This window comes from Muricoccus harenae, assembly GCF_009848505.1.
GTDB lineage: Bacteria > Pseudomonadota > Alphaproteobacteria > Acetobacterales > Acetobacteraceae > Roseomonas > Roseomonas harenae.
On the sequence record NZ_WWDL01000042.1, the window covers coordinates 1 to 20,281 of the forward strand.

General features: G+C 67.2%; 13 protein-coding genes. 6 read left to right on the top strand and 7 right to left on the bottom strand.

Translation table 11 applies throughout. The features are described 5' to 3' along the window. Positions 1-322: 322 nt before the first annotated feature. Entirely contained in the window at positions 323-1,924 is a 1,602-nt protein-coding gene (locus GSE44_RS22310; protein WP_159351048.1) for an ABC transporter substrate-binding protein, read from the bottom strand. After that, on the bottom strand, positions 1,924-3,123 hold the full coding sequence (locus GSE44_RS22315; RefSeq protein WP_159351049.1) for an amidohydrolase: 1,200 nt from the start codon (positions 3,121-3,123) through the stop codon (positions 1,924-1,926). Before GSE44_RS22315 ends, GSE44_RS22310 begins: the two co-directional genes overlap by 1 nt. A 400-nt stretch (positions 3,124-3,523) precedes the next feature. Between GSE44_RS22315 and GSE44_RS22320 the strand changes: the two genes are divergently transcribed. Further along, positions 3,524-4,717 (top strand): MFS transporter, encoded by a 1,194-nt coding sequence (locus GSE44_RS22320; RefSeq protein WP_201306189.1) that lies wholly within the window; start codon positions 3,524-3,526, stop codon positions 4,715-4,717. 320 nt (positions 4,718-5,037) lie between these two features. Here the strand turns inward: GSE44_RS22320 and GSE44_RS22325 are convergent, their stop codons facing one another. Continuing rightward, complete coding sequence (locus GSE44_RS22325; RefSeq protein ID WP_159351051.1) at positions 5,038-5,508, bottom strand: Lrp/AsnC family transcriptional regulator; 471 nt, start codon at positions 5,506-5,508, stop codon at positions 5,038-5,040. A 127-nt stretch (positions 5,509-5,635) separates the two neighbouring features. Here GSE44_RS22325 and GSE44_RS22330 point away from each other — a divergent pair, with 127 nt between their 5' ends. Continuing rightward, a complete protein-coding gene (locus GSE44_RS22330) occupies positions 5,636-8,023 on the top strand; it encodes a transketolase (protein WP_159351052.1) in 2,388 nt (795 codons plus the stop codon). A gap of 398 nt (positions 8,024-8,421) precedes the next feature. On the opposite strand, the gene GSE44_RS22335 is transcribed toward GSE44_RS22330, so the two are convergent. Continuing rightward, a complete protein-coding gene (locus GSE44_RS22335; protein WP_159351053.1) occupies positions 8,422-9,234 on the bottom strand; it encodes a universal stress protein in 813 nt (270 codons plus the stop codon). A 376-nt stretch (positions 9,235-9,610) separates the two neighbouring features. Here GSE44_RS22335 and GSE44_RS22340 point away from each other — a divergent pair, with 376 nt between their 5' ends. Both GSE44_RS22340 and GSE44_RS22345 read left to right on the top strand, forming a co-directional pair. Next, positions 9,611-10,237 (top strand): DUF1326 domain-containing protein, encoded by a 627-nt coding sequence (locus tag GSE44_RS22340; RefSeq protein ID WP_159351054.1) that lies wholly within the window; start codon positions 9,611-9,613, stop codon positions 10,235-10,237. A 34-nt stretch (positions 10,238-10,271) separates the two neighbouring features. Then, the gene (locus tag GSE44_RS22345; protein ID WP_159351055.1) at positions 10,272-11,138 is read left to right on the top strand and encodes a DUF2182 domain-containing protein; all 867 of its coding nucleotides are present in this window, start codon (positions 10,272-10,274) and stop codon (positions 11,136-11,138) included. Positions 11,139-11,150: 12 nt separating this feature from the next. Here GSE44_RS22345 and GSE44_RS22350 read toward each other — a convergent pair whose 3' ends face one another. Together GSE44_RS22350 and GSE44_RS22355 are read right to left on the bottom strand one after the other, a co-directional pair. Then, entirely contained in the window at positions 11,151-11,402 is a 252-nt protein-coding gene (locus tag GSE44_RS22350) for a hypothetical protein (RefSeq protein WP_201306190.1), read from the bottom strand. Between the two features lie 316 nt (positions 11,403-11,718). Then, the gene (locus GSE44_RS22355; protein ID WP_235925066.1) at positions 11,719-13,182 is read right to left on the bottom strand and encodes an amidase; all 1,464 of its coding nucleotides are present in this window, start codon (positions 13,180-13,182) and stop codon (positions 11,719-11,721) included. A 262-nt stretch (positions 13,183-13,444) separates the two neighbouring features. Here GSE44_RS22355 and GSE44_RS22360 point away from each other — a divergent pair, with 262 nt between their 5' ends. Together GSE44_RS22360 and GSE44_RS22365 are read left to right on the top strand one after the other, a co-directional pair. Further along, on the top strand, positions 13,445-16,849 hold the full coding sequence (locus GSE44_RS22360; protein WP_201306191.1) for a molybdopterin-dependent oxidoreductase: 3,405 nt from the start codon (positions 13,445-13,447) through the stop codon (positions 16,847-16,849). A 128-nt stretch (positions 16,850-16,977) separates the two neighbouring features. Continuing rightward, positions 16,978-18,420: a short-chain fatty acid transporter gene (locus GSE44_RS22365; RefSeq protein WP_159351057.1), complete on the top strand. Its 1,443-nt coding sequence runs from the start codon at positions 16,978-16,980 to the stop codon at positions 18,418-18,420. A gap of 146 nt (positions 18,421-18,566) precedes the next feature. On the opposite strand, the gene GSE44_RS22370 is transcribed toward GSE44_RS22365, so the two are convergent. After that, complete coding sequence (locus GSE44_RS22370; RefSeq protein ID WP_159351058.1) at positions 18,567-19,928, bottom strand: MmgE/PrpD family protein; 1,362 nt, start codon at positions 19,926-19,928, stop codon at positions 18,567-18,569. Between the last annotated feature and the right edge of the window lie 353 nt (positions 19,929-20,281).

The following is a 20,281-nucleotide window of genomic DNA, read 5'->3' on the forward strand; positions in this document are numbered from 1 at the left end:
ACAAATCCACCTTGGCTTTCCTGTCCATGCCAAGCCCCCCGGTAAAAACGGAAGACCGTAGGTTGGGGGACGGCAGGTGGGCCAAAATTCGTCAGCACGCCTGGGCCAACATTCGATAGCAAAGCCAGGCGGTGCCCTTCGAGGTCCTGTGACGTCCGCCATCCTGGCCGAGAGATGCAGATCCATCCCGGAACCCAGTTAGCTCCCCTCCCCCGTGCAGACCTGCATTACGGGAAATACCTCGGGCACAGCCGGCCCGGCCGTCACCGGCGAGCACGGCAGGCCTAGTTCCCTCCTCATGACGGAATCCGGTCCGCTCCCGTCAGGCGCGCGCCAGGCTGGTGGCCAAGGTGTTCTCGTCCACCCGCGCCACATAGCGATAGCCTCGCCGCATTCCCCAGACACTCTTCTGCGTGTGCAGCGGGATGACGGCCACGTCGTCCATCGCGAGCTTCATCGCCGCCTGCAGCTTCCGTTCACGTTCGGCATCGTCCAGTGTGCTCAGCCCATCGGCCGTCATCGCGTCGAGCCGGTCATTGCTGTAGCGACCGTAATTGGAAAGGCCGAGCCCGCCGGCCTTACCGCGCGACCCCAGGACGGCGCGCAGCGAGGTCGAGGGTTCGCCGGTGCTGTTGCTCCAGCCCAAGAGGTAGCAGGACGCTTCGAACCGGCTGAGCCGACCAATCAGCGTCGACAACGGCTGCGCGTCCACCTGCGTCTTGACCCCTATGCGCGTCCACATTTGCGCCACCGCCTGCAGTACCTGCGCGTCGTTGATGTACCGGTCGTTCGGCCCTCGCAGCACGACGGAGAAGCCAGCGGGATAGCCGGCCTCCGCCAGCAGCTTCTTCGCGCCCGCCGCATCGAAGGGTGGCACCTTGATGTCAGGCGCATGGCCGTAGGTGCCGGGCGGCATGAACTGCCCGGCAGCAACGGCGGCACCTTCCATGATGCGGCTCACGATGGCGTCGCGGCTGATCGCTTCGGAAAGCGCGCGGCGGACGCGGAGGTCCTTGAACGGGTTCCTGTCCAGCTCCTCACCGTTCGGCCCGGTCACATCCGGCAACGGCTTGTCGCGTTCGACATCCAGGCCGAGGAAGATCAGGCGCAAGCTGGTGCCCTCGATAAGGGTCAGCCGGTTGTCGCGCCGCAGCCGTGCAATGTCGCCGGTCGGCACGTTGTCGATCAACTCGACATCACCCGACAGCAGAGCCGCGACGCGCGAGCCGGTGTTGGTGATGACGCGGTAGTTCACCCGCTGCCATTCCGGCTTCGTCCCCCAGTAGTCGTCGAAGCGCTCCATCTCCACCCGGTCGTTCGGGCTGTAGGAGACGAATTTGAACGGGCCGGTCCCGATCGTGGCACGGCCGTTGTTGAAGTCGCTCGACGGAACATTGTCGCCGATCCGGCGAGGAACGATGAAGATTGAAGCGAGATCGGTCGGCAACAACGGATAGGGGCTGGCGGTCTTGAAGCGGATTGTGTGCGTGCCCACCACCTCCGTTCCCGTGATGGCGCGGGTGTAGACGGCGAAGCTGCTCGGGCTCTGCACCGTGGGCACGCGGGCGATGGAGTAGGCGACGTCCGCTGCCGTCAGCTCTGAACCATCGTGGAAGCGGACACCGCTCCGGATCGAGAATTCCCAGGTGGTGTCGTCCACCAGGCGCCAGGATTCGGCCAGCCCGGGTTTCAGCCGCGCATCCTCGTCCCGGATCGTCAGCGGCTCGAACATATGGGCCGAGAGCATGATGCTCGGCGTCAGCGTATAGTAGTGGGGATCGATGCTGGCCGGCGGCGCACTGACCGCCATGTTGAGCACCCTCGCCGCCTGCGCGCGGGCGGAGGTGGTAGCCAGGGGCGGCAGGAGCGCCGCCGCGCCGATACCGCCGATCAGGCGACGGCGGCCGAGGATGAAGGCAGACATCAGCGATCCTCCAGTCCCAGTTCTTGCTGCACCAGGCTCGCCCAGTAGGCAGATCCCAGTGCAAGGGCATCGTCGTTGAAGTCGTAAAGGGGCGTGTGGACGTTGTGGAAGCTTCCATCGGCGTTCACGCCATTGCCGATGCGCATGAAGACACCCGGCTTCTCCTGGAGCATGAAGGCAAAGTCCTCGCCCCCCGTGCTCAAGGGGATGTCTCCCACATTCACCTCGCCGACCAAGGCGGCGGCAGCGGCGCTTGCCACGGGCACCTTCTCCGCCGTGTTCACCGTCGGCGGGCAAAGCGGCTCGTAGAGGGACTCGGCCGTGCAGCCATTCGCCGCGGCCAGGCTTTCCGCCAGCTCCGCCAGGCGGCGGCGGATGACCGCCTGCGCCTCGGGGCGGAAGTAGCGCGCGGTTCCGCGCACCACCATCTCGGCCGGCATGACATTGGGGGAGTTGAAGGCGCCGCCGGAGACATGCCCGACGCTTACGGCCGCGCTCTCGGTCGGGTGCAGGTTGCGCGGCAGGATGGTGTGTACCGCCAGAAGGAAGTGGCCCAGCGCCACGGTCACGTCGGTCGCCAGATGCGGCGCTGCGCCGCCATGCCCGCCGGTGCCGCGGAAGGTCACGCCCCAGAAATCCGCCCCCGCCAGGATTGGCCCCGGGCGCGTCGCAAACTGGCCCACCGGGATGCCCGGGGAGTTGTGCATCCCATATACGGCATCGACGGGGAAGCGTTCGAACAGCCCGTCCCGGATCATCGCCTTGGCGCCGGTGGCGGCCTCCTCGGCCGGCTGGAAGATGAACTGCACGGTGCCCGCGAAATCACGGTGCCGTGACAGGTACTTCGCCGCGCCCAGCAGCATCGCCGTATGCCCATCATGGCCGCAGGCATGCATCTTCCCTGGTACTGTGGACCGGTGCGCGAAGCTGTTCTGCTCCTCGATGAACAGCGCATCCATGTCGGCGCGCAGCCCGATTGCGCGCTGGCCGGGGCGGCTGCCTTGCAAGGTGCCGACCACGCCAGTGACGCCGACCTTCTCCGTCACCTCGAGCCCCCAGCCCCGCAGCTTTTCCGCCACCAGCGCGGCGGTCCGAACCTCTTCCATGCGCGTTTCGGGGTGCATATGGATGTCGCGGCGGATGGCGATGAGTTCGTCGGCGTAGGTCTGGATCTCGTTCAGGATGGCTTGGCGCGACATTTACCGTCTTTCCCTCGATGAAGCTGGCGCTGGGGGTGGCCGGAAGCTGCGTCCGCGGCCCCGCGCGGTCAATGCCCGCCAGAGTTGATGCGGTCCTGCATCGAGCGGACCAGACGCTGGCTCCTTTCAAGATGCCGCCGCGCCCAGCCTTGCCGCCCATCAGCGCGGCATGATCCATCCAGCCCTTCAGCGGTCGCTCGGCCCGGCTGCATCGGCTAACCAGGCATGCATCGGGGCCAGCTCAGGCTAAGCTCAGCTTCAAGCAAGAATGCGGTTGGTGAACTGAATGAGGAAACAGCCATTGTCATCGCACTCGCCCCTGGCGGCGTCGGCGGGGGGGTCGCTAACCCCGGGCGGGACCAGGAGCTGGGCGCCTTCGGAGATCCGCCTTTTACTGTTGGTGTCTGCGGCCCATCTTGTCAGCCACGTCCACATCCTGGCCCTACCGCCGCTCTTCCCGTTCCTGCGGGACAGCCTGGGGGTCGGATTCGTCGAACTCGGCTTGGCGCTGACGGTGTTTAACGTCATCTCGGCCTTCGCCCAGACCCCGGTGGGCTTCCTGGCCGACCGGGTCGGGCCTCGCCGCGTCCTCATAGCCGGCCTGGGCCTCGGCGGCATGGCGCTTCTGTCGTTGGGCCTGATCGGGACCTATGCCTGGCTCCTCGTCGCCGCGGCGCTGGCGGGTCTCGCAAACAGCGTCTACCACCCCGCGAACTACGCCCTCCTCTCCGGCGGCATCGCCAAGGCGCGGATGGGACGGGCCTTCTCCTTACATACCTTCGCGGGCTATCTCGGCACGGCCATCGCACCCGTCACAATTCTCGGCCTCGCGGCCCTGGCGGGGCCCGGCTTGGCGCTCGGCGCTGTGGGGCTGGCCGGGATCCTGCTGGCCATCCTTCTGCTGCTGATGCGTCCCCCTGAGCCGCCGGCCGCTGCTTCGGCCCCTAGCCGGGAGCAAAGGGCGGATGGGACGCAGGGGGCCACCTCGGTCTTTACCCCCGCGATTCTGTCACTCACCGTGTTCTTCGTGCTTCTCAGCTTCTCCAATGGGGCGATCCAGAACTTTTCCGTCGCAGCGCTGGTCAGCGGCTACGGCGCAACGCTCACGCTGGCCAATGCCGCTCTGACAGCCTTCCTGCTGCTCAGCGCCCTCGGGGTGCTGGCCGGCGGCCTGGTGGCAGACCGGACACGGCGCCATGGTGACGTCGCAGCCCTCGCCTTCGCGCTTACCGCCCTGCTGGCATTGATGATCGCCGTGGCTGATCTCGCTCCCGTGCCGCTGGTGCTGGCCATGGGCGCCGCCGGCTTTCTGTCCGGCGTCATCGCACCGTCGCGCGACATGATGGTGCAGGCCGCCGCGCCGCCGGGTGCCTCGGGACGCGTTTTCGGCATTGTGTCCACCGGCTTCAACATCGGAGGTGCCCTGGGCCCGCTCCTCTATGGCTGGATCCTGGATTACGGAGCGCCACGCTGGGTCTTCGGCGCTGCGGCCTTCTTCATGGTGCTGACGGTGGGCATGGCGCTGCTGGACCGGCGGAGGTCCAATGTCCGAAGTGTTGCTGCTGTCGCAACTCAGGGCGCGACGAAATCATAGGGCATTCGACCTCGCACGGAGTTAGATGATCTGATTCGGCGCTGCTGGTGGGGCAGCGGGGCTGTAACGACGACACCCTTGTCACAGCACCTGCGGCGTTTGGTCCGGGCTTCTGAGGTGGGCGCGTTGGCATGTGAGGCTGCGGCCCGCTTCGAGGTGAGCGCCTCTGCGGCGGTCAGCCCGGTGCGACGGGAGAATAGAACATGCGGCACGGCTCCGGCGAAGATCGGCGGCGGCTGCGAGCCACCGCTGGCAGGCTATGAGGAGTTGCTCCAGGAGCCGACGGTGCGGCGGAAGAGTGTCCCTTAGCGCGGGGCTGATTAGGCGATCGGAAGCGCAGCTGAGCGCTTGATCTGACCCAGTGCGAAGCTCGATTCGATGGAGGCGACGCCGTCCAGCCGGGTGAGCTTGTCCTTCAGGAAGCGCTCATAGGCCTCGATGTCGCGCACGACGATGCGCAGCAGGTAGTCCCGCTGACCGGTCATCAGGTAGCAGTCGACCACCTCCGGCCATCGCGCGATGTGAGCCTCGAAACGGTCCAGCGCCTCCTCGCGCTGACGCTCCAGCTTCACCGAGGCGAAGACGCTGACAGGTAGGCCCACCCGCGCTTGGTCGATCACCGCTGCGTAGCCCTTGATGATCCCCGCCGCCTCTAGCGCCCGCACGCGGCGCAGGCAGGGCGAAGGAGAGAGGCCGCAGCGCTCTGCCAGTTCCTGAATGGTGAGCCGGCCCTCCACCTGGAGTGCCGCGATGATCCGGCAGTCTGTCGCGTCAAGCGCTCTTTCAGCCATTTTCCGCCCTGTCTGGCACCTCAAGGGGTGGATCTTGCCACAGATCGAGCCACGGAGGGTGAAGATCGGCGGAAAATGCCCAGGCGACCATTCTACGCTCCTCGTGAAAGAAGCGGAGGAAAGCACCATGGCCGTCGACCGGATTCGCGCCCTGTCCGAACTGGAGCGGAAGATCCTTTGGCTGGCCACCTGGACCATTCACAACGCCAACCACCTCCGCCCCAACCTGGACGGGCTGAAGGTGGGGGGGCACCAAGCCTCCTCCGCCTCCATGGCGACGATCATGACCGCGCTCTACTTCGCGGTGCTTCGGCCAGAGGACCGGGTGGCGGTGAAGCCCCATGCCTCGCCCGTCTTCCACGCCATCCAGTACCTGTTGGGACGTCAGACGCGGGAGAAGCTGGAGAACTTCCGCGGCCTCGGCGGGGCTCAATCCTATCCCTCGCGAACCAAGGATACGGACGACGTGGATTTCTCCACCGGCTCCGTTGGCCTGGGCGTGGCGCAGACGCTCTTCTCCTCTCTCGTGCAGGATTATGTCCGGGCCAGAGGCTGGGGCTCAGGGCCCGAAGGCCTGATGATCGCCCTTCTTGGCGACGCAGAAATGGACGAGGGCAACATCTTCGAGGCGTTGGCCGAGGGCTGGAAGCACGGCCTGCGGAACACCTGGTGGGTGGTGGACTACAACCGCCAGAGCCTGGACGCAGTGGTGCGGGAAGGGCTCTGGTCACGGCTGGAGGCGACCTTCCGCAACTTCGGCTGGGACGTCGTGCTGCTCCGTCACGGCACACTGCAGCGTGCGGCCTTCGCCGAGCCGGGCGGCGAGCGCTTACGCGAGTGGATCGAGGCCTGCCCTAACCAACTCTACTCGGCTCTCACCTTCCAGGGTGGCACGGCGTGGCGCCGGCGCCTGACGGACGAGTTGGGCGACCAGGGCGAAGTCTCCGCCCTGCTTTCCCGCCGCACCGATGAGGAGATCACGGCGCTGATGGGTAATCTCGGCGGCCATGACCTGCCGACCCTGCTGGAGGCCTTCGAGGCCGCGCGGCGCCACGACCGGCCCACCTGCTTCATTGCATACACCATCAAGGGCGCCGGCCTGCCGCTCGCCGGGCACAAGGACAACCACGCCGGGTTGCTGACGCCCGCGCAGTTCGAGAGCTTCCGCGGCGCCATGCAGGTGCGGGAGGGGCATGAATGGGATCTCTTCGAGGGTCTCGAGCTACCCGAGGAGCAACTGCGCGACTTCCTCGCGGCCGTTCCGTTCGCGCAACCCGCGAAGAGGCGACATGAGGTTCCCGCCATTCCGGTGCCCAAGTCCCTGGCTGTGCCGGCCCAACCCGCCATGTCCACCCAGCAGGGTTTCGGCCTGCTGATGCACGAGATCGCCAAGGGCGAGACGGAGCTGGCGCGGCGCGTTGTCACCACCTCGCCCGACGTGACCGTCTCAACCAATCTTGGTACATGGGTGAACCGCCGTGGCCTCTATGCGCGGGAGGAGATGGCCGACATCTTCCGGCGAGAGCGCATCCCCTCCACCTTCAACTGGCAGGCATCGCCGGGCGGACAGCACATGGAACTGGGCATCGCGGAGATGAACCTCTTCCTGATGCTCTCCGCCCTTGGCCTGTCGCATTCGATCAACGGCGCGCGGCTGCTGCCGGTGGGCACGCTCTATGATCCCTTCATCGAGCGCGGTCTCGATGCCCTCAACCACGCCTGCTACCAGGATGCCCGCTTCATTGCCGTGGCGACGCCCTCTGGCGTGACGCTGGCACCGGAGGGCGGCGCACACCAATCGATCAAGACGCCGCTGATCGGCCTGTCGCAGGACGGGCTGGCGAGCTTCGAGCCTGCCTTTGTGGACGAGCTGGCCGTGATGCTGCGCTTCGCCTTTGACCACCTGCAGCGCCACGGCGCGCCGGCGCCGGAGGACCTGCTGCGCGACGCAGCAGGGGGCGCCGCCTATCTGCGCCTCTCAACCCGCAGCATCGAGCAGCCGCAGCGGCGCATGGACGCGCAGTTGGAGGCGGACATCCTCGCCGGTGGCTACTGGCTGCGCCGCCCGGGGCCCAATGCCGAGATAGCTGTAGCATACAGCGGGGCCGTCGCACCCGAGGCAATCGCGGCGACCTGGATGCTGGCCGAGGACCGGCGCGACGTAGGCTTGCTGGCGGTGACTTCCGCCGGTCGTCTTCACGCGGGCTGGACAGCGGCGCAGCGGCGGCGGGAGGCTGGGGATTACGGCGTCCGCAGCCATGCCGAGCGCCTTCTCGCGCCGCTGCCTCGACATTGCGGTCTGGTGACCGTGGTGGACGGCCATCCGGCAACTCTCGCCTGGCTCGGAGCGGTGGAGGGGCACCGGACACGGGCACTGGGCGTGGAGCATTTCGGCCAGACCGGGACGATCGCCGATCTCTACCGACTGAGCGGGATCGATGCGGAGAGCATTGCGGCGGGGGCGCAGGCGGTCACGCCGGGACGTCCGGTGCGGCACTTACGGCGGGTTTCGTGAAGGAGGCGGAGCCTATTCCGCCCACCTCTGATGTCGACGCGCATGGACGCGGCCCTTTCGTCGCTGGCGGTATTCGGGAGGCTCTGCCTCGCATACCCTGCGATCAGGCTGCCGCAGATACCCCGATCGAAGAGGCCTACGACCTCGGTTTCCTCGCGGCGTGCGTTGGCGCCTCTACGCGGAGGCCATGGGCCCTCGGCGCGCAGTCGGGCGCGCATTCTGCGGCAGCCGAGGAGCTAAACATGAGGAAGATCCGGGGAGGGGGAATTCCTTCTTGCTCCTTCTCTGGGCTTCGGCGAGGCCGTCCGCACCGATCCGGCGGGGTGTGAGTGACGCCCTGCTGCCCGGAGGCGTAAGGCAGCCGAGCCTGCCGTAGCGCGTGGCTGCTGCCCTGGTCTTCAGTGACGCATGAGCACGGGCAGGTCGCTTTGGGCCAGCATATGCCGCGTCACGCCGCCAAGGAGGGCCTCAAGCAGCTGGCTGTGCGCATAGGCGCCCATGACCAGCAGATCGGCGCCAAGCTCGTGCGCCTTATCGAGAAGTGCTTGGCCGAAAGTTCCGGGAAAGATGGGCAGCATGTGCAGCTCCGCCTGGACTCCGTGCTCGGAAAGGATTGGGGGAAGGGTGGCCTCCACTGCAGCTTGGCGCGCCCCCAGAAGCACATGCACCTGCTCGGCACTGCCCATGCAACGCAGGGCGGGAAGCACCGCCTTGGCTGCCCGGTTGTCGTCCTTCCAGGCAATGGCAACGCGACGGCCGAACGCCGCCGCCCAGCCGGGCGGGACCACGAGGACAGGCCGTTCGGTTCTGAACAGGGCCGCGTGGAATGCCCGCCTCGTCGGTTCGTCATCATCGCTTTCCGGTCGCGCGACTACGATGAAGTCGGCGCGGCAGCCTTCGTTCACGATGGGATCGGCAAGCCCCTCGACCGAAGACCAGCGGGCTCGAAGAGGTGCTTCCGTGAGCCCGGCTTCCCATCGACGGAAGGCAGCCTCCAGCGCGGCGATCCTCTCATCCTCGAGTGCAATGAGGTCGGCCAGCAACTCGCCCACAGCCGCCTCGGACGTCAGCGCGGCGTAGCCGGGCGGCGTGCGGACGGCGAGTACATTGACGCGAGTGGCACGGGTGAGCACGGCGAGGCGCTCTGCCGCGCGCAACAGGTGGGCTGCCGCCTCAGGCCGCTCGAGCACGGCCAGGATGACGTCCGACATGGTTGCCGTCTCCTCAGATGTGAGCCCGGTCCGGAACCTGGCCATTCTACTCCCCGCCGGATGCCACCGCCATCGCAACGGGAACGCAGAGGGGCTCACTTGCGGGCTATGTGGGAGGATTCCCGGGACCGCTGTGCGTCGGACTGATGCTCGGCCTCGCTGGCGGCGATGGCGTGCAGAGCAGGGCCTCGCTTTCGACCACCTTACCGTCATCACATATGCCAGACTCCTGGTGCTTTGGTGGCTTGGCCGGGCCAGCTGAGCCGATCGGGCAAGCAATGCCCGGCAGCCGAGACGAGGAATGTGGTTGCGAGATCACGGCGGAAGTCGCAGCCTCTCGGTGGACCGGGAGCCAACCCGCACGGGAGAACCCAGGATGGCTACGCAGAAGAGTTGGAAGCTCACAGGCGACTACTTCGAAACCTGCAGCTGCGACGTGGTCTGCCCCTGCCTCGTCTCGCCCAATCCACCGCTGACGGCGCGGCCCAGCCAGGGCGTATGCGATGTGGCGATCGCTTTCCACATCGACCGTGGAAGCTACGATGGAGTGCTGCTCGATGGCCTCAACGTCGCGGTGGTCGGCCATGTGCCGGGCCCCATGGCGGACGGCAACTGGACCCTCGCGGCCTATATCGACGAACGCGCCGACGACCGGCAATCCGCGGCCCTCGAGGCCATCTTCGGCGGTGCGGAGGGCGGCCCCATGGCGGCCTTCACGCCGCTGGTTGGCACCCATCTCGGCGTTCGGAAGGTGCCGATCACCTACTCCATCCAGGGCAAGACCCGTTCGGCGGAAATACCCGACGTCATGCGGATGTCGGTCGACCCGCTGCCGACGATGCACCCGGGCGGGGAAATCTGGACCTCGGCAGGGCACCCCATCGCGCCGGACAAGTTGGCCCTCGCCGTGGGCGGCAAGGACAGCACCTTCACCGACCACGGCATGCGCTGGGACAACTCCGGGAAGAACGGGTACTACGCCCCCATCGCCTGGTCGAACTAGCAGCCTCGGAGAGCGCCTGGCGCGGGAGGCCACCATGGACCGCGACCAAGCGCGCGTTCTCACGGTCCAGCGTAACACCATACTGGGCCTGCTCCTGGCCTTGGCGGCGGTTGCCTGGGCGCTCCTGCTTGGCTGGCGCCATTCTGAGATGGACATGGCGATGGCGTCGCCCACGATGGGTCTGCACGCGCCGCTGTTCCTGGCGATCTGGGTAACCATGATGGTCGCCATGATGTTCCCGACCGCCGCTCCCATGATCCTCGTCTTCCATCGCCTGCAGGCGGGCCGCCGCGGGCGGGGCGGCGCCTTCGTCCCGACCTGGGTGTTCGTGGCGGGCTACATGCTGGTCTGGGCGCTGGCGGGCATCGCCGCCTACGCGGCGGCACTGGCAGCCGAGGCCGCGGCCGCCAGTGTTGCGCTCACTCCGGAGATAAGTGCCCGGATCGGCGGGGCCGTCCTCGTCGCGGCGGGCGTTTACCAACTCTCGCCTCTGAAGGACCTGTGCCTGTCAAAGTGCCGCACGCCGGTTGGCATCATCATGACGTCCTGGCGTGAAGGAATCTTGGGCGCACTGCGGATGGGCCTGCTGCATGGAGCCTACTGCCTTGGCTGCTGCTGGCTCCTTTTCGCAATCCTGTTCCCACTCGGCTTGATGAACATTGCCGCCATGGCGGCCGTCACCGCCCTGGTGTTCGCCGAGAAGACGCAACCCTGGGGCCGGCGGGCGGCTCAGGCGGTGGCCGCCGCGCTCATCGTTTACGGTGCGTTGGTAGTTGGAATGCCCCAGATCCTGCCCACCTTCGCCGTCGGGAGAGACACGGCAGCTCCAGCCGCGACCGGGATGCAGATGCATATGGACATGTCGGGCCACGGAGGCGCCGTGCCACCCTCGCTGCGCTGACGCACTCGACCTTCAGCTTGTGCGGCCTACACCAGCCTTCAACGCGCTGCTGCGGTGTCTCCGCGAGCGTTCCCGCTGCGGGCGCCAGGTGGCGTAGCCCGCGGCGACGATGTTCAGCAGGAGGGCGGTGGCGCGCATCTCGGCCGCCGGGAAGAGCGCGAAGGCCATGATCGCAAGGAAGGCCGTCCCGCCCGCCTGCCCGACGCTGGCGTAGAGGATCGAGACGCAGCCGATCAGGGCAGTGAGGACGAGTGCGTTGTCCACGCCGCCCTATTGTAGCGCTTCCCGGCTGCAGACAAATCCCACCGAGACCAAGGGCGCCGGACCTGCACCTGCACCGGCAGCTTCCACCAAAGCGCCAGCAGGGCGATAAGCGGGAGCGGCGGCAGAGTCCTGTTCCGCGGCCAGGCGGATTCGGAAGTGGCTGGTTGTGATGCGGCGGTGGTTGCTCGCCACCCCCCTCCATGAGCGCGCAAGAACGTGCTGCTGGTGCCGCTGCATTATCCGCTGCTTCTCGTTGGCAAGACTGGGGCACCGGCCCAAGAAGCAGATCCTCCGGGCGCCCCGCCGCGGGAGCGTCTCAAGCCGCCGTCACATGCAGGCCCGGCCGGCGGCCGTCGTTCCATTGTCCCCCAATCGCCCGCTCAAGCTGGGCCGCAAGTTGCAGCAGCAGCCCATCATTCGCCTGCCGCGCCTGCGCCTGAATGCCTAGAGGCAGCCCGCTTTCCTGCCAGCACAGTGGCAGGGAAATAGCGGGGATTCCGCACAGGTTAGCCAGCGGCGTGTAGGCGAAGTTGCGCCAGAGATTGGCGAACCAGTCATGGACGTCCGGATTGTCGCTGATTGTCAGGTATTCCGTGGTGCCAATCGACGGGGTGGGCAGGGCGGTGATGGGGGTAAGGATGATATCCCAGTCCTCGAAGAAGGCGCCGAAGGCGCGGGAGGTCGTATTGAACACCGCCTGCATCCCCGCGCGCTCGGTGTAGCTGGTGTTCAGGCCGGCTTCCCAGATGCGGATGTTGATCGGCTCCACGCGGTCGGCCGGCGGGCAGTCGAGGCCAAGAGAGGCAATGAGGTTGTTCACCGTCTGGGCGAAATTGCTGATGTAGCAGGTGGTCTGGGCGGCAAAGGCGGCGCGGAAATCCACCTGGGGAAGCGCCCATTCCACCTCGTGTCCAAGGGATCCGAGCAGGCGTCCAACGCGCTCCAGCTCGGCCACGAAGTGCGGCGTGGCTCGGTAGTCGCCCCATTCGTGGGACAAGGCGATGCGCAGCCGGCGCGGGTCATGCCGGATGAGGTCAGTATAGGGCTCCGGGGGCATCCAGTAGGGCATGAACTCGCCAGCCGCGCCACCACGGCAGGCGTCAATGAAGGCGGCGGTGTCGCGGACGCTGCGGCTGTGGCAGCCCTGGATCGAGACGAGGCTGGTGAGATCCGAGGCGGCGGGGGCGATGGAGAAGACGCCACGCGACGGCTTGAGGCCAATGTTGCCGCAGGCGCCTGCCGGGATGCGGATGGAGCCGCCGCCATCGGTCGCGTGCGAGATGGGGAGAACACCGGCGGCCACCATCGCGGCGGTGCCGGCGGAGGAGCCATTGGTGGTGTAGTCGCGGTTCCACGGGTTGCGGGTGACGTAAACGGCCGGGTTTTCAGCGGATGAGCAGCAGCCGAATTCGGGCGTGGTGGTGCGGCCGATGATGTTGAGACCAGCCTGGCGAATGCGGCCGGCGAGGAAGCTGTCCGCCGCAGCGCGGTTCCCACGCATGAGGAGGGAGCCCATCTCCTGCAGCCTGCCCTTCAGCGTGGGGCCGAGATCCTTCATCAGATAAGGAACGCCCGCGAAGAGTCCCGCAGGATTGGTGCCGTTCGCCAGCGGATCTGCGACGGCATCGGCGAAGACCTCGACGACGGCGGAGAGGGCCGGGTTGGTCAGGGCGATGCCGGCTGCTGCCTGGGCGGAGAGCTCAGCCGGGGTGACCTCACCTGCGCGAACGCGATCAGCGAGCGCCAGGGCGTCGTGCTTAGCCCATTCATCCCAGGTCATCGCCAATGTCATTTCGTCCAGACCTCTCGAAAGGAGGCGCGGAGCCTATCGCCGCTTCAGGCGCGACTGAAAGATGGGGCGCCGTGGGCTAGCCGTTCCGCATCAGGAGGCGGGGATGCCCGGCAACACGCCGGAGATCGCGTCCAGAAAAGGATGGGCTGACTGTACAACCGGCCTCAACTCAGCTGCGGCGCTGAATATCGACTACGAGCGTACCTGAAACGACCGGGTATTGACCCCTTCTGCCCGAAACGTCGCGGCGGTGGACAGATTCCGGGGTGCGGACTATCCCACCTACCTGCCCATCGCATTGCAGCACGGAGGCAAGAGACTGAGCCGGATCCCAGGCTTCTGCACCCTCTGCCGCTCGCGCTGCGGAACATGGAACACGGTCGAGAACGGTCGGCTCGTGAAGGTGGAGGCCGATCCCTCGCATCCCACGGGGCGCGCCGTCTGCGCCAAGGGTCGCGCGGCCCCCGAGATCGCCCATGCGTCCCGCCGCCTCGCCACGCCGCTCCGCCGAACCCGTCCCAAATCGGCGGATGATCCGGGCTGGCAGCCCATCACTTGGGACGAGGCGCTGGCGGAGATCGCCGCGCGCCTCGGTGCCATCCGCACGGAGAGCGGCGCAGAGGCGGTCGCCTTCGCCGTCACCTCCCCCTCCGGCACGCCGATGTCGGATGCGATTGATTGGGTGGAGCGCTTCATCCGAGTCTTCGGCAGCCCGAACACGGTCTATGCCACCGAGATCTGCAACTGGCACAAGGACCATGCTCACGCCTTCACCCTCGGCGAAGGTATCGGCACGCCGGATTACGCGAAGGCGGACCTCATCCTCCTCTGGGGCCACAATCCCGCCAATGCCTGGTTGGCGGAGGCCGGGGAGATTGCGGAGGGGCGGGCGCGCGGCGCCTCCCTGATCGTCATCGATCCCCGGCGCAACGCCCATGCGGCGGGGGCCGACCACTGGCTGCGCGTGCGCCCGGGCACGGATGCGGCGCTCGCTCTCGGCCTCATCCATCTGATGATCGAAGGGGGCACCTACGACGACACCTTCCTCCGCGAATGGACCGACGCCCCCTTCCTGGTGCGCGACGACACCGGCCTGCTGCTGCGCGCGGGCGAGATCGGCCTTCCGGGCCCGGCGGAGGCTCCCGTCATCATGGATGGCGCGGACGGGCAACCCCGCGCCTATGACGCCGCCCGACGAGCGTCGGAACAGGGATCAGACCGTTTCGTCCTGCGCGGGCGCTTCATCCTGGCTGGCCAGCAGGACGCCCTTCCCTGCCGCCCGGCCCTCGAGCGCCTCGCCGAAGTCTGCGCCGAATGGACGCCGGCCCGCACGGCGGCCGTCACCACTATCCCGGAGGCGGCCATCCGCGATGCGGCTGCCGCCATCGGCCGTGCCCGCCGCGTCAGCTACTATTGCTGGACCGGGGTGGGCCAGAGCAACAATGCCACCCAGACAGACCGCGCCGTCGCCATCCTCTACGCTCTGACGGGCAGCCTGGACCGGGTCGGAGGCAACCGGCACTACGCGCGCCAGCCGGTGAATGTGGTGAACGATCACGGCCTGCTGCCCCCGGGCCAGGCCGGGAAGGCCCTGGGCCTCGCCCAGCGCCCGCTCGGCCCTCCCGCACGGGGCTGGATCACGGCCGAGGACCTTCGGACCGCCATCCTCATAGGCGAACCCTACCGCCTGCGCGGCCTCATGTCCTTCGGCGCTAACTTGGTCGTCTCCCAGGCCGATCCCGAAGGCTCCGAGGCGGCGCTGCGCGCGCTGGACTTCCATGTCCATTGCGACCTGTTCGAGAATCCCACGGCCCGCTTCGCCGACATTCTCCTGCCCGTGAACAGCCCCTGGGAACGCGAGGGTCTCCGCATCGGCTTCGAGATTGACGCGGCGGCGGAGGAGTTGATCCAGCTCCGGCCGCGCATGGTGGAACCCTTCGGCGACTCCCGCTCCGACCTGGAAATCGTCTTCGACCTCGCCACGCGGCTTGGCTTGGGGGAGGCTTTCTTCGGTGGAAGCATCGAGGCGGGATGGAACCATATCCTCGCGCCCACCGGCATCACTGTGGCCGATCTGCGCGCCAGCCCGGCCGGGATACGCCGTCCGCTGGAGCAGATGGAGCGGCGCTATGCCGAGCGGCTTGCCCAGGGCCAGCCCGCCTTCGCAACGCCGAGCGGACGAGTGGAGCTCTATTCCGAACGCCTGCTACGCCATGGGCAATCGCCCCTGCCGGGCTTCATGCAGGCGGATGATCCGGGCGCCGCTTTCCCCCTCACCCTTACTACGGCGAAGAGCGGCTATTACTGCCACAGCCAGCATCGTGGCATCGCCTCGCTCCGCCGCCGCGCGCCCGAGCCGGCGGCGGAGATCCATCCGGAATTGGCCGGTGCACGCGGCATAGTCGAGGGTGCCTGGATGCTGGTGGAAACCCACGCCGGCCGGGCTCGCTTCCGCGCGCGGCTGAGCGATGCCGTCCATCCGGATGTGATCGTCGCCGATTACGGCTGGTGGGAAGCCTGCCCTGATCTCGGCCTGCCGGCCGAGGCCGGCAGCAACTACAACGCCCTTATCGATGCGGCGTGCGCCGATCCCATCAGCGGCTCTGTCAACCATCGCGGCTTCCCCTGCGATGTCCGGGCGATCGCGGATATGGCCCAGGCCTGGACCGGCTTCCGCCCCCTGCGCGTGGTTGCGGCGGAACGAGAAGCGGAGCATGTCGTCTCCCTTCGCCTGGCCGCGCCGGACGGGTCGGCGCTGCCGTCCTTCCGCCCCGGCCAGCACTTGACGCTGCGCCTCGGCGCGGATGGGGGCCCGCTCATCCGCTCCTACTCCCTTTCCGATGCGCCGGGGACGGATTACCGCATTACGGTGAAGCGCGCGGGCGGCGGTGGATCAGGACGCGTCACGCGCCTCCTGCCGGGCGCCATGATCGAAAGCACGGCGCCGAAGGGGCGCTTTGTGATCCCGGTCCAGGCCCCTTTTCCGATCGTGCTCGTCGCCGCCGGCATTGGGATCACGCCCTTCATCGGCTACCTTGAGTCCTTGGCCGGGCTCCCTGCCCCGCCGCACGTGGTGCTGCATTATGGCAACCGGGACGGCGCCAGCCACACCTTCCGCGACCGGCTGAAGGCCCTGGCGGACCTGCTGCCAGGGCTGGAGGTGATCGACCATTACAGTCGCCCCCGCGCATCGGACCGTGATTTCCACCGCACTGGCCGCATCAGCGCGACGGACATTGCGCCGGACCTGATCGCCGCACGCGCCCGTTTCTATCTCTGCGGCCCGCCTGGCCTGCTGAGCAGTCTCTCGGCCGGGCTCGCGGCGCTCGGGGTGCCTCGCTTCGAAATCTTCCAGGAGCTGTTCCAGTCTGCTCCCGCCAACGACGCGGCGGTCCCGGACACGCCGCGCGAGGTGCGGTTTGCCCGATCGGGCCGCACTCTGCGCTGGACTCCGGCCCATGGCGCCCTGCTCGACCTCGCGGAGGCGCACGGCCTTGGCCTGCCCAGCGGGTGCCGCGTCGGGCAGTGCGAGAGCTGCGCGGTTCCGCGGATCGAGGGAACGATCCGCCACCTCGTCCCGCTTGCAGCCGAGGATCCCGACACCTGCCTCACCTGCCGCGCCGTTCCCCTCACGGACCTGGTGCTCGACGCCTGATGCGCTCGAGCGGGCCGTCTTCCCAGCCGGAACACCCTGCCCTACCCGGCTAACGTCAGCGCGACCGCCGCTGATGCAACAAGACGAACGTCGCACACGGCCCGCAGAACGAGTTGAGGAGTTCAAGCATGTCCCCTGATCATTCCCTGGCACCGGAGGCCAGGGAGCGCCAGAGCGCCATGGCGCGCCTGGCTCTGCGATTTACCGCCTGGGCCGAGACCTGGTTCCCCGACACCTTTGTCTTTGCCGCCATCGGCGTGGTGGTGGTGGCTACCGCGGCGATTCTGAACGGCTCCTCCCCAGCGGCCGTGACCAAGGCCTTCGGTGACGGCTTCTGGAGCCTGATCGTCTTCAGCATGCAGATGGCCTTTGTCGCCATCACCGGCTACGTCGTCGCCACATCGCCGCCCGCGGCGCGGCTGATACGGCGGCTGGCCATGGTGCCCTCCACCGGCCCAGGCGCTGTCGCTTTCATCGCTTTCGTCAGCATGTCGGCCTCCTTCCTGAACTGGGGCCTCAGCCTCGTGTTCAGCGGCCTTCTCGCTCGTGCCATGGCGACGCGTATTGAGCTGAAGATGGACTACCGTGCAGCCGGCGCGGCCGGCTACCTCGGCCTTGGCGCCACCTGGGCCCTCGGCCTCTCGTCTTCCGCCGCGCAGCTCCAGGCCAATGCGGCCAGCCTGCCGCCCGCGCTGCTGCGCATCACGGGGGTTCTGCCCTTTAGCGAGACCATCTTCCTCTGGCAGTCCATCGTGATGGCGCTGGTGCTGCTCGTCGTCTCCGTCGCGGTAAGCTGGATGTCTGCCCCGAAGGGCGATCTGGCGGTGACCGCGGAGAAGATGGGGATCGACCCGCAGGTGACCGTCGGCAATATCCCGCCGCGCGAGCGCCCTGGCGAGTGGCTGGAGTACAGCCCCTTCCTTACGGTGATCCTGGTCGTGCTCACGATCGGCTGGATGCTGCAGGAATTCACCCGGGTCGGTGCGGTGGTCGCCATCTCCGGCCTGAACACCTACAACCTACTCTTCCTCATGCTCGGGCTGCTGCTGCACTGGCGGCCGCGCTCCTTCCTCGATGCCGTGGCCCGCTCCGTTCCGGCGACGACCGGCGTGCTGATCCAGTTCCCGCTTTACGGCTCAATCGCTGCGATTATGACCAACGCCAAAGGCTGGGGCGACATCAGCCTGTCGGATCGGATCGCGCATCTCTTTGTCAGCGCCAACACGGCCGAGAGCTTTCCGGTGGTGATGGGCATCTACTCTGCCGTCCTCGGCTTCTTCATTCCCTCAGGTGGCGGCAAGTGGATCATCGAAGCGCCTTACGTCATGCAGGCAGCCAATGAACTGAAGGTGCATCTCGGCTGGGCCGTGCAGGTCTACAATGCGGCCGAAGCCCTGCCGAACCTGATCAACCCCTTCTGGATGCTGCCCCTGCTGGGCGTTCTGTCGCTCAAGGCGCGAGACATCGTGGGCTTCAGCTTTCTGCAGTTGCTGGTCCACACGCCGCTGGTGCTGTTCATGCTGTGGTTCCTGGGCCGGACTCTGGACTACGTTCCACCCGTCATGCCCTGAGGTGCCAGATTAACACGGCGCGGCGGCTTGCCGCCGCGTCAATATTGGGCGCCTGCGATCCGGCCGGCTGCACCGGCAGGGATGATCCCGCGAGACCATCCCCGCGCCTCACGTGGCGGCCACTTCGCCGGCGGCCGCCGGTAACCTCAGGCCGCCTCGCTGAGTTCGATCGCGGCTCCGAGAGTCGCGATGTTGTTCAACCGCTCGAATAGCGCGTCCGCGCGAGCGCCTTCCCCGGCCGCCTGCAGGCAATCCATGAACTTCGCCCGCAGTTCCGCCTCCGTGAGGGGAACCTCCGCATGTCCACGGGCGCGGCGAACCGTCTCCTCAATCCGCTCGCCGTTGCGCAGCGTGACCGTGACAGTATCGGCTGGTGCGTAGCCCGGTAGATCGGGATCAATCTCGCTATTGATGGTCACCGAAACACGCTTCATCAACGCCTGCACGTCGGGGCGCTGGACGAAGGCGTCTGTCAGCTCCATGAGGCCAACCTTGCCGGCGATCAGGGCGCAGGCCATGTCGAACTGGGCGCTGAACTTCGCCTCAAGTCCGGTCTGTGGCAGTGCGTTGCGGAGCGTGCCGGCATGCACCCGGCTAAGCAGCACCTCAATCTTCTCGACCTCATTGGCCTTCACCGGCCGCCGGGCGATGAGCCCCAGCATGGCATCGGTGGCGCGGTGGCCGCAGTAGCAGATCGGGAACTTCTTGATGCTCAGGCGGCTCTCGAGGATCCGCCAGTCGCGCCCGAAACCGTCGCTGGGCGCATCGAGCCCAACTGTGCGGCCCTGCGGCGAGATGGCGAAAAGGAAGCCCCTCGGATGCTCGATCGCATCCAGTGAAGCCGTCATTCCCGCGCCTGCCAGCCGCGCCGCTATCAATCCGGCATGGGCAGAGCGCCCTGCGTGGAACGGCTTCGTCATGGTGCCGAAGTTGGCGCCGAGGCCGGCGCTTTGCGAGGCGCCGAGAGCAATGGCCTGCGCGGCGCGATCCGCGTCCAGCCCGCGCAAATAGGCGCAGGCGGCGGCGGCGCCGACCGCGCCGAACACGCCTGTCGGGTGCCAGCCCTTTTCGTGGTGATAGTCCTCGTCATGGCGGATCAGCTCGGCCCAGACTTCGTAGCCAGTGACATAGGCGGCCACCATCTCTGCCCCCGTCGCGCCCAGGGCCTCGCCCTCCGCAAGGATGGCCGGCACCAGCACGGTGCTGGGATGGCCGCGCAGCGCGACATCGTCATAGTCAAGCGCATGGGCAGCGGTGCCGTTGATCCAAGCGGCATCGGGTGCCGGGGCACGTTGGCTCCCGAAGGTCAGAGCGGCCTCGCCCTTCGGGCCGGCGACACCGAGCGTGTCGCGCAGGATCTGCACGACGGGTTCGTCCTTGCCGGCGATCATGACGCCCACGCAATCCACGAAGCCGGTGCGCGCGACATCCCTGGCCGCAGGTGGGATGGCATCGAAGCGCAGGCCACTGACGAACGCGCCGAGAGAACGGGTGATTGACCTTGCCATTGGTTTAGCCTCCCCAAGCCGCTTCGCGCATTGGTGCGCACGGATTTCGACGCCGGTCCTACCGGCCTTGCTCGGCGAAGGCGGTCCTCGTCGGCTGCTTGCCCCTCTCCGACCTTGCCTTCCGACGCAGTCGCGAAGAAAAAGGCAGGCCTCCTGCGGAGCTCATCCCTCGCTTCGCGAGTAGCTTATCTACTTGTAGCCATTATTCAGAGTTGAGCGATACGGTCAACAGTGCCGGCGATGGTGCGGCATGCAGATGCGTGGTGAGGTCAAGAGGCGGAACAGCGATCACTCGGCTCTTTCGCTCTATCTCCGCAGAGGTGGCATAACTGATGATGGCGACACCCGTCATC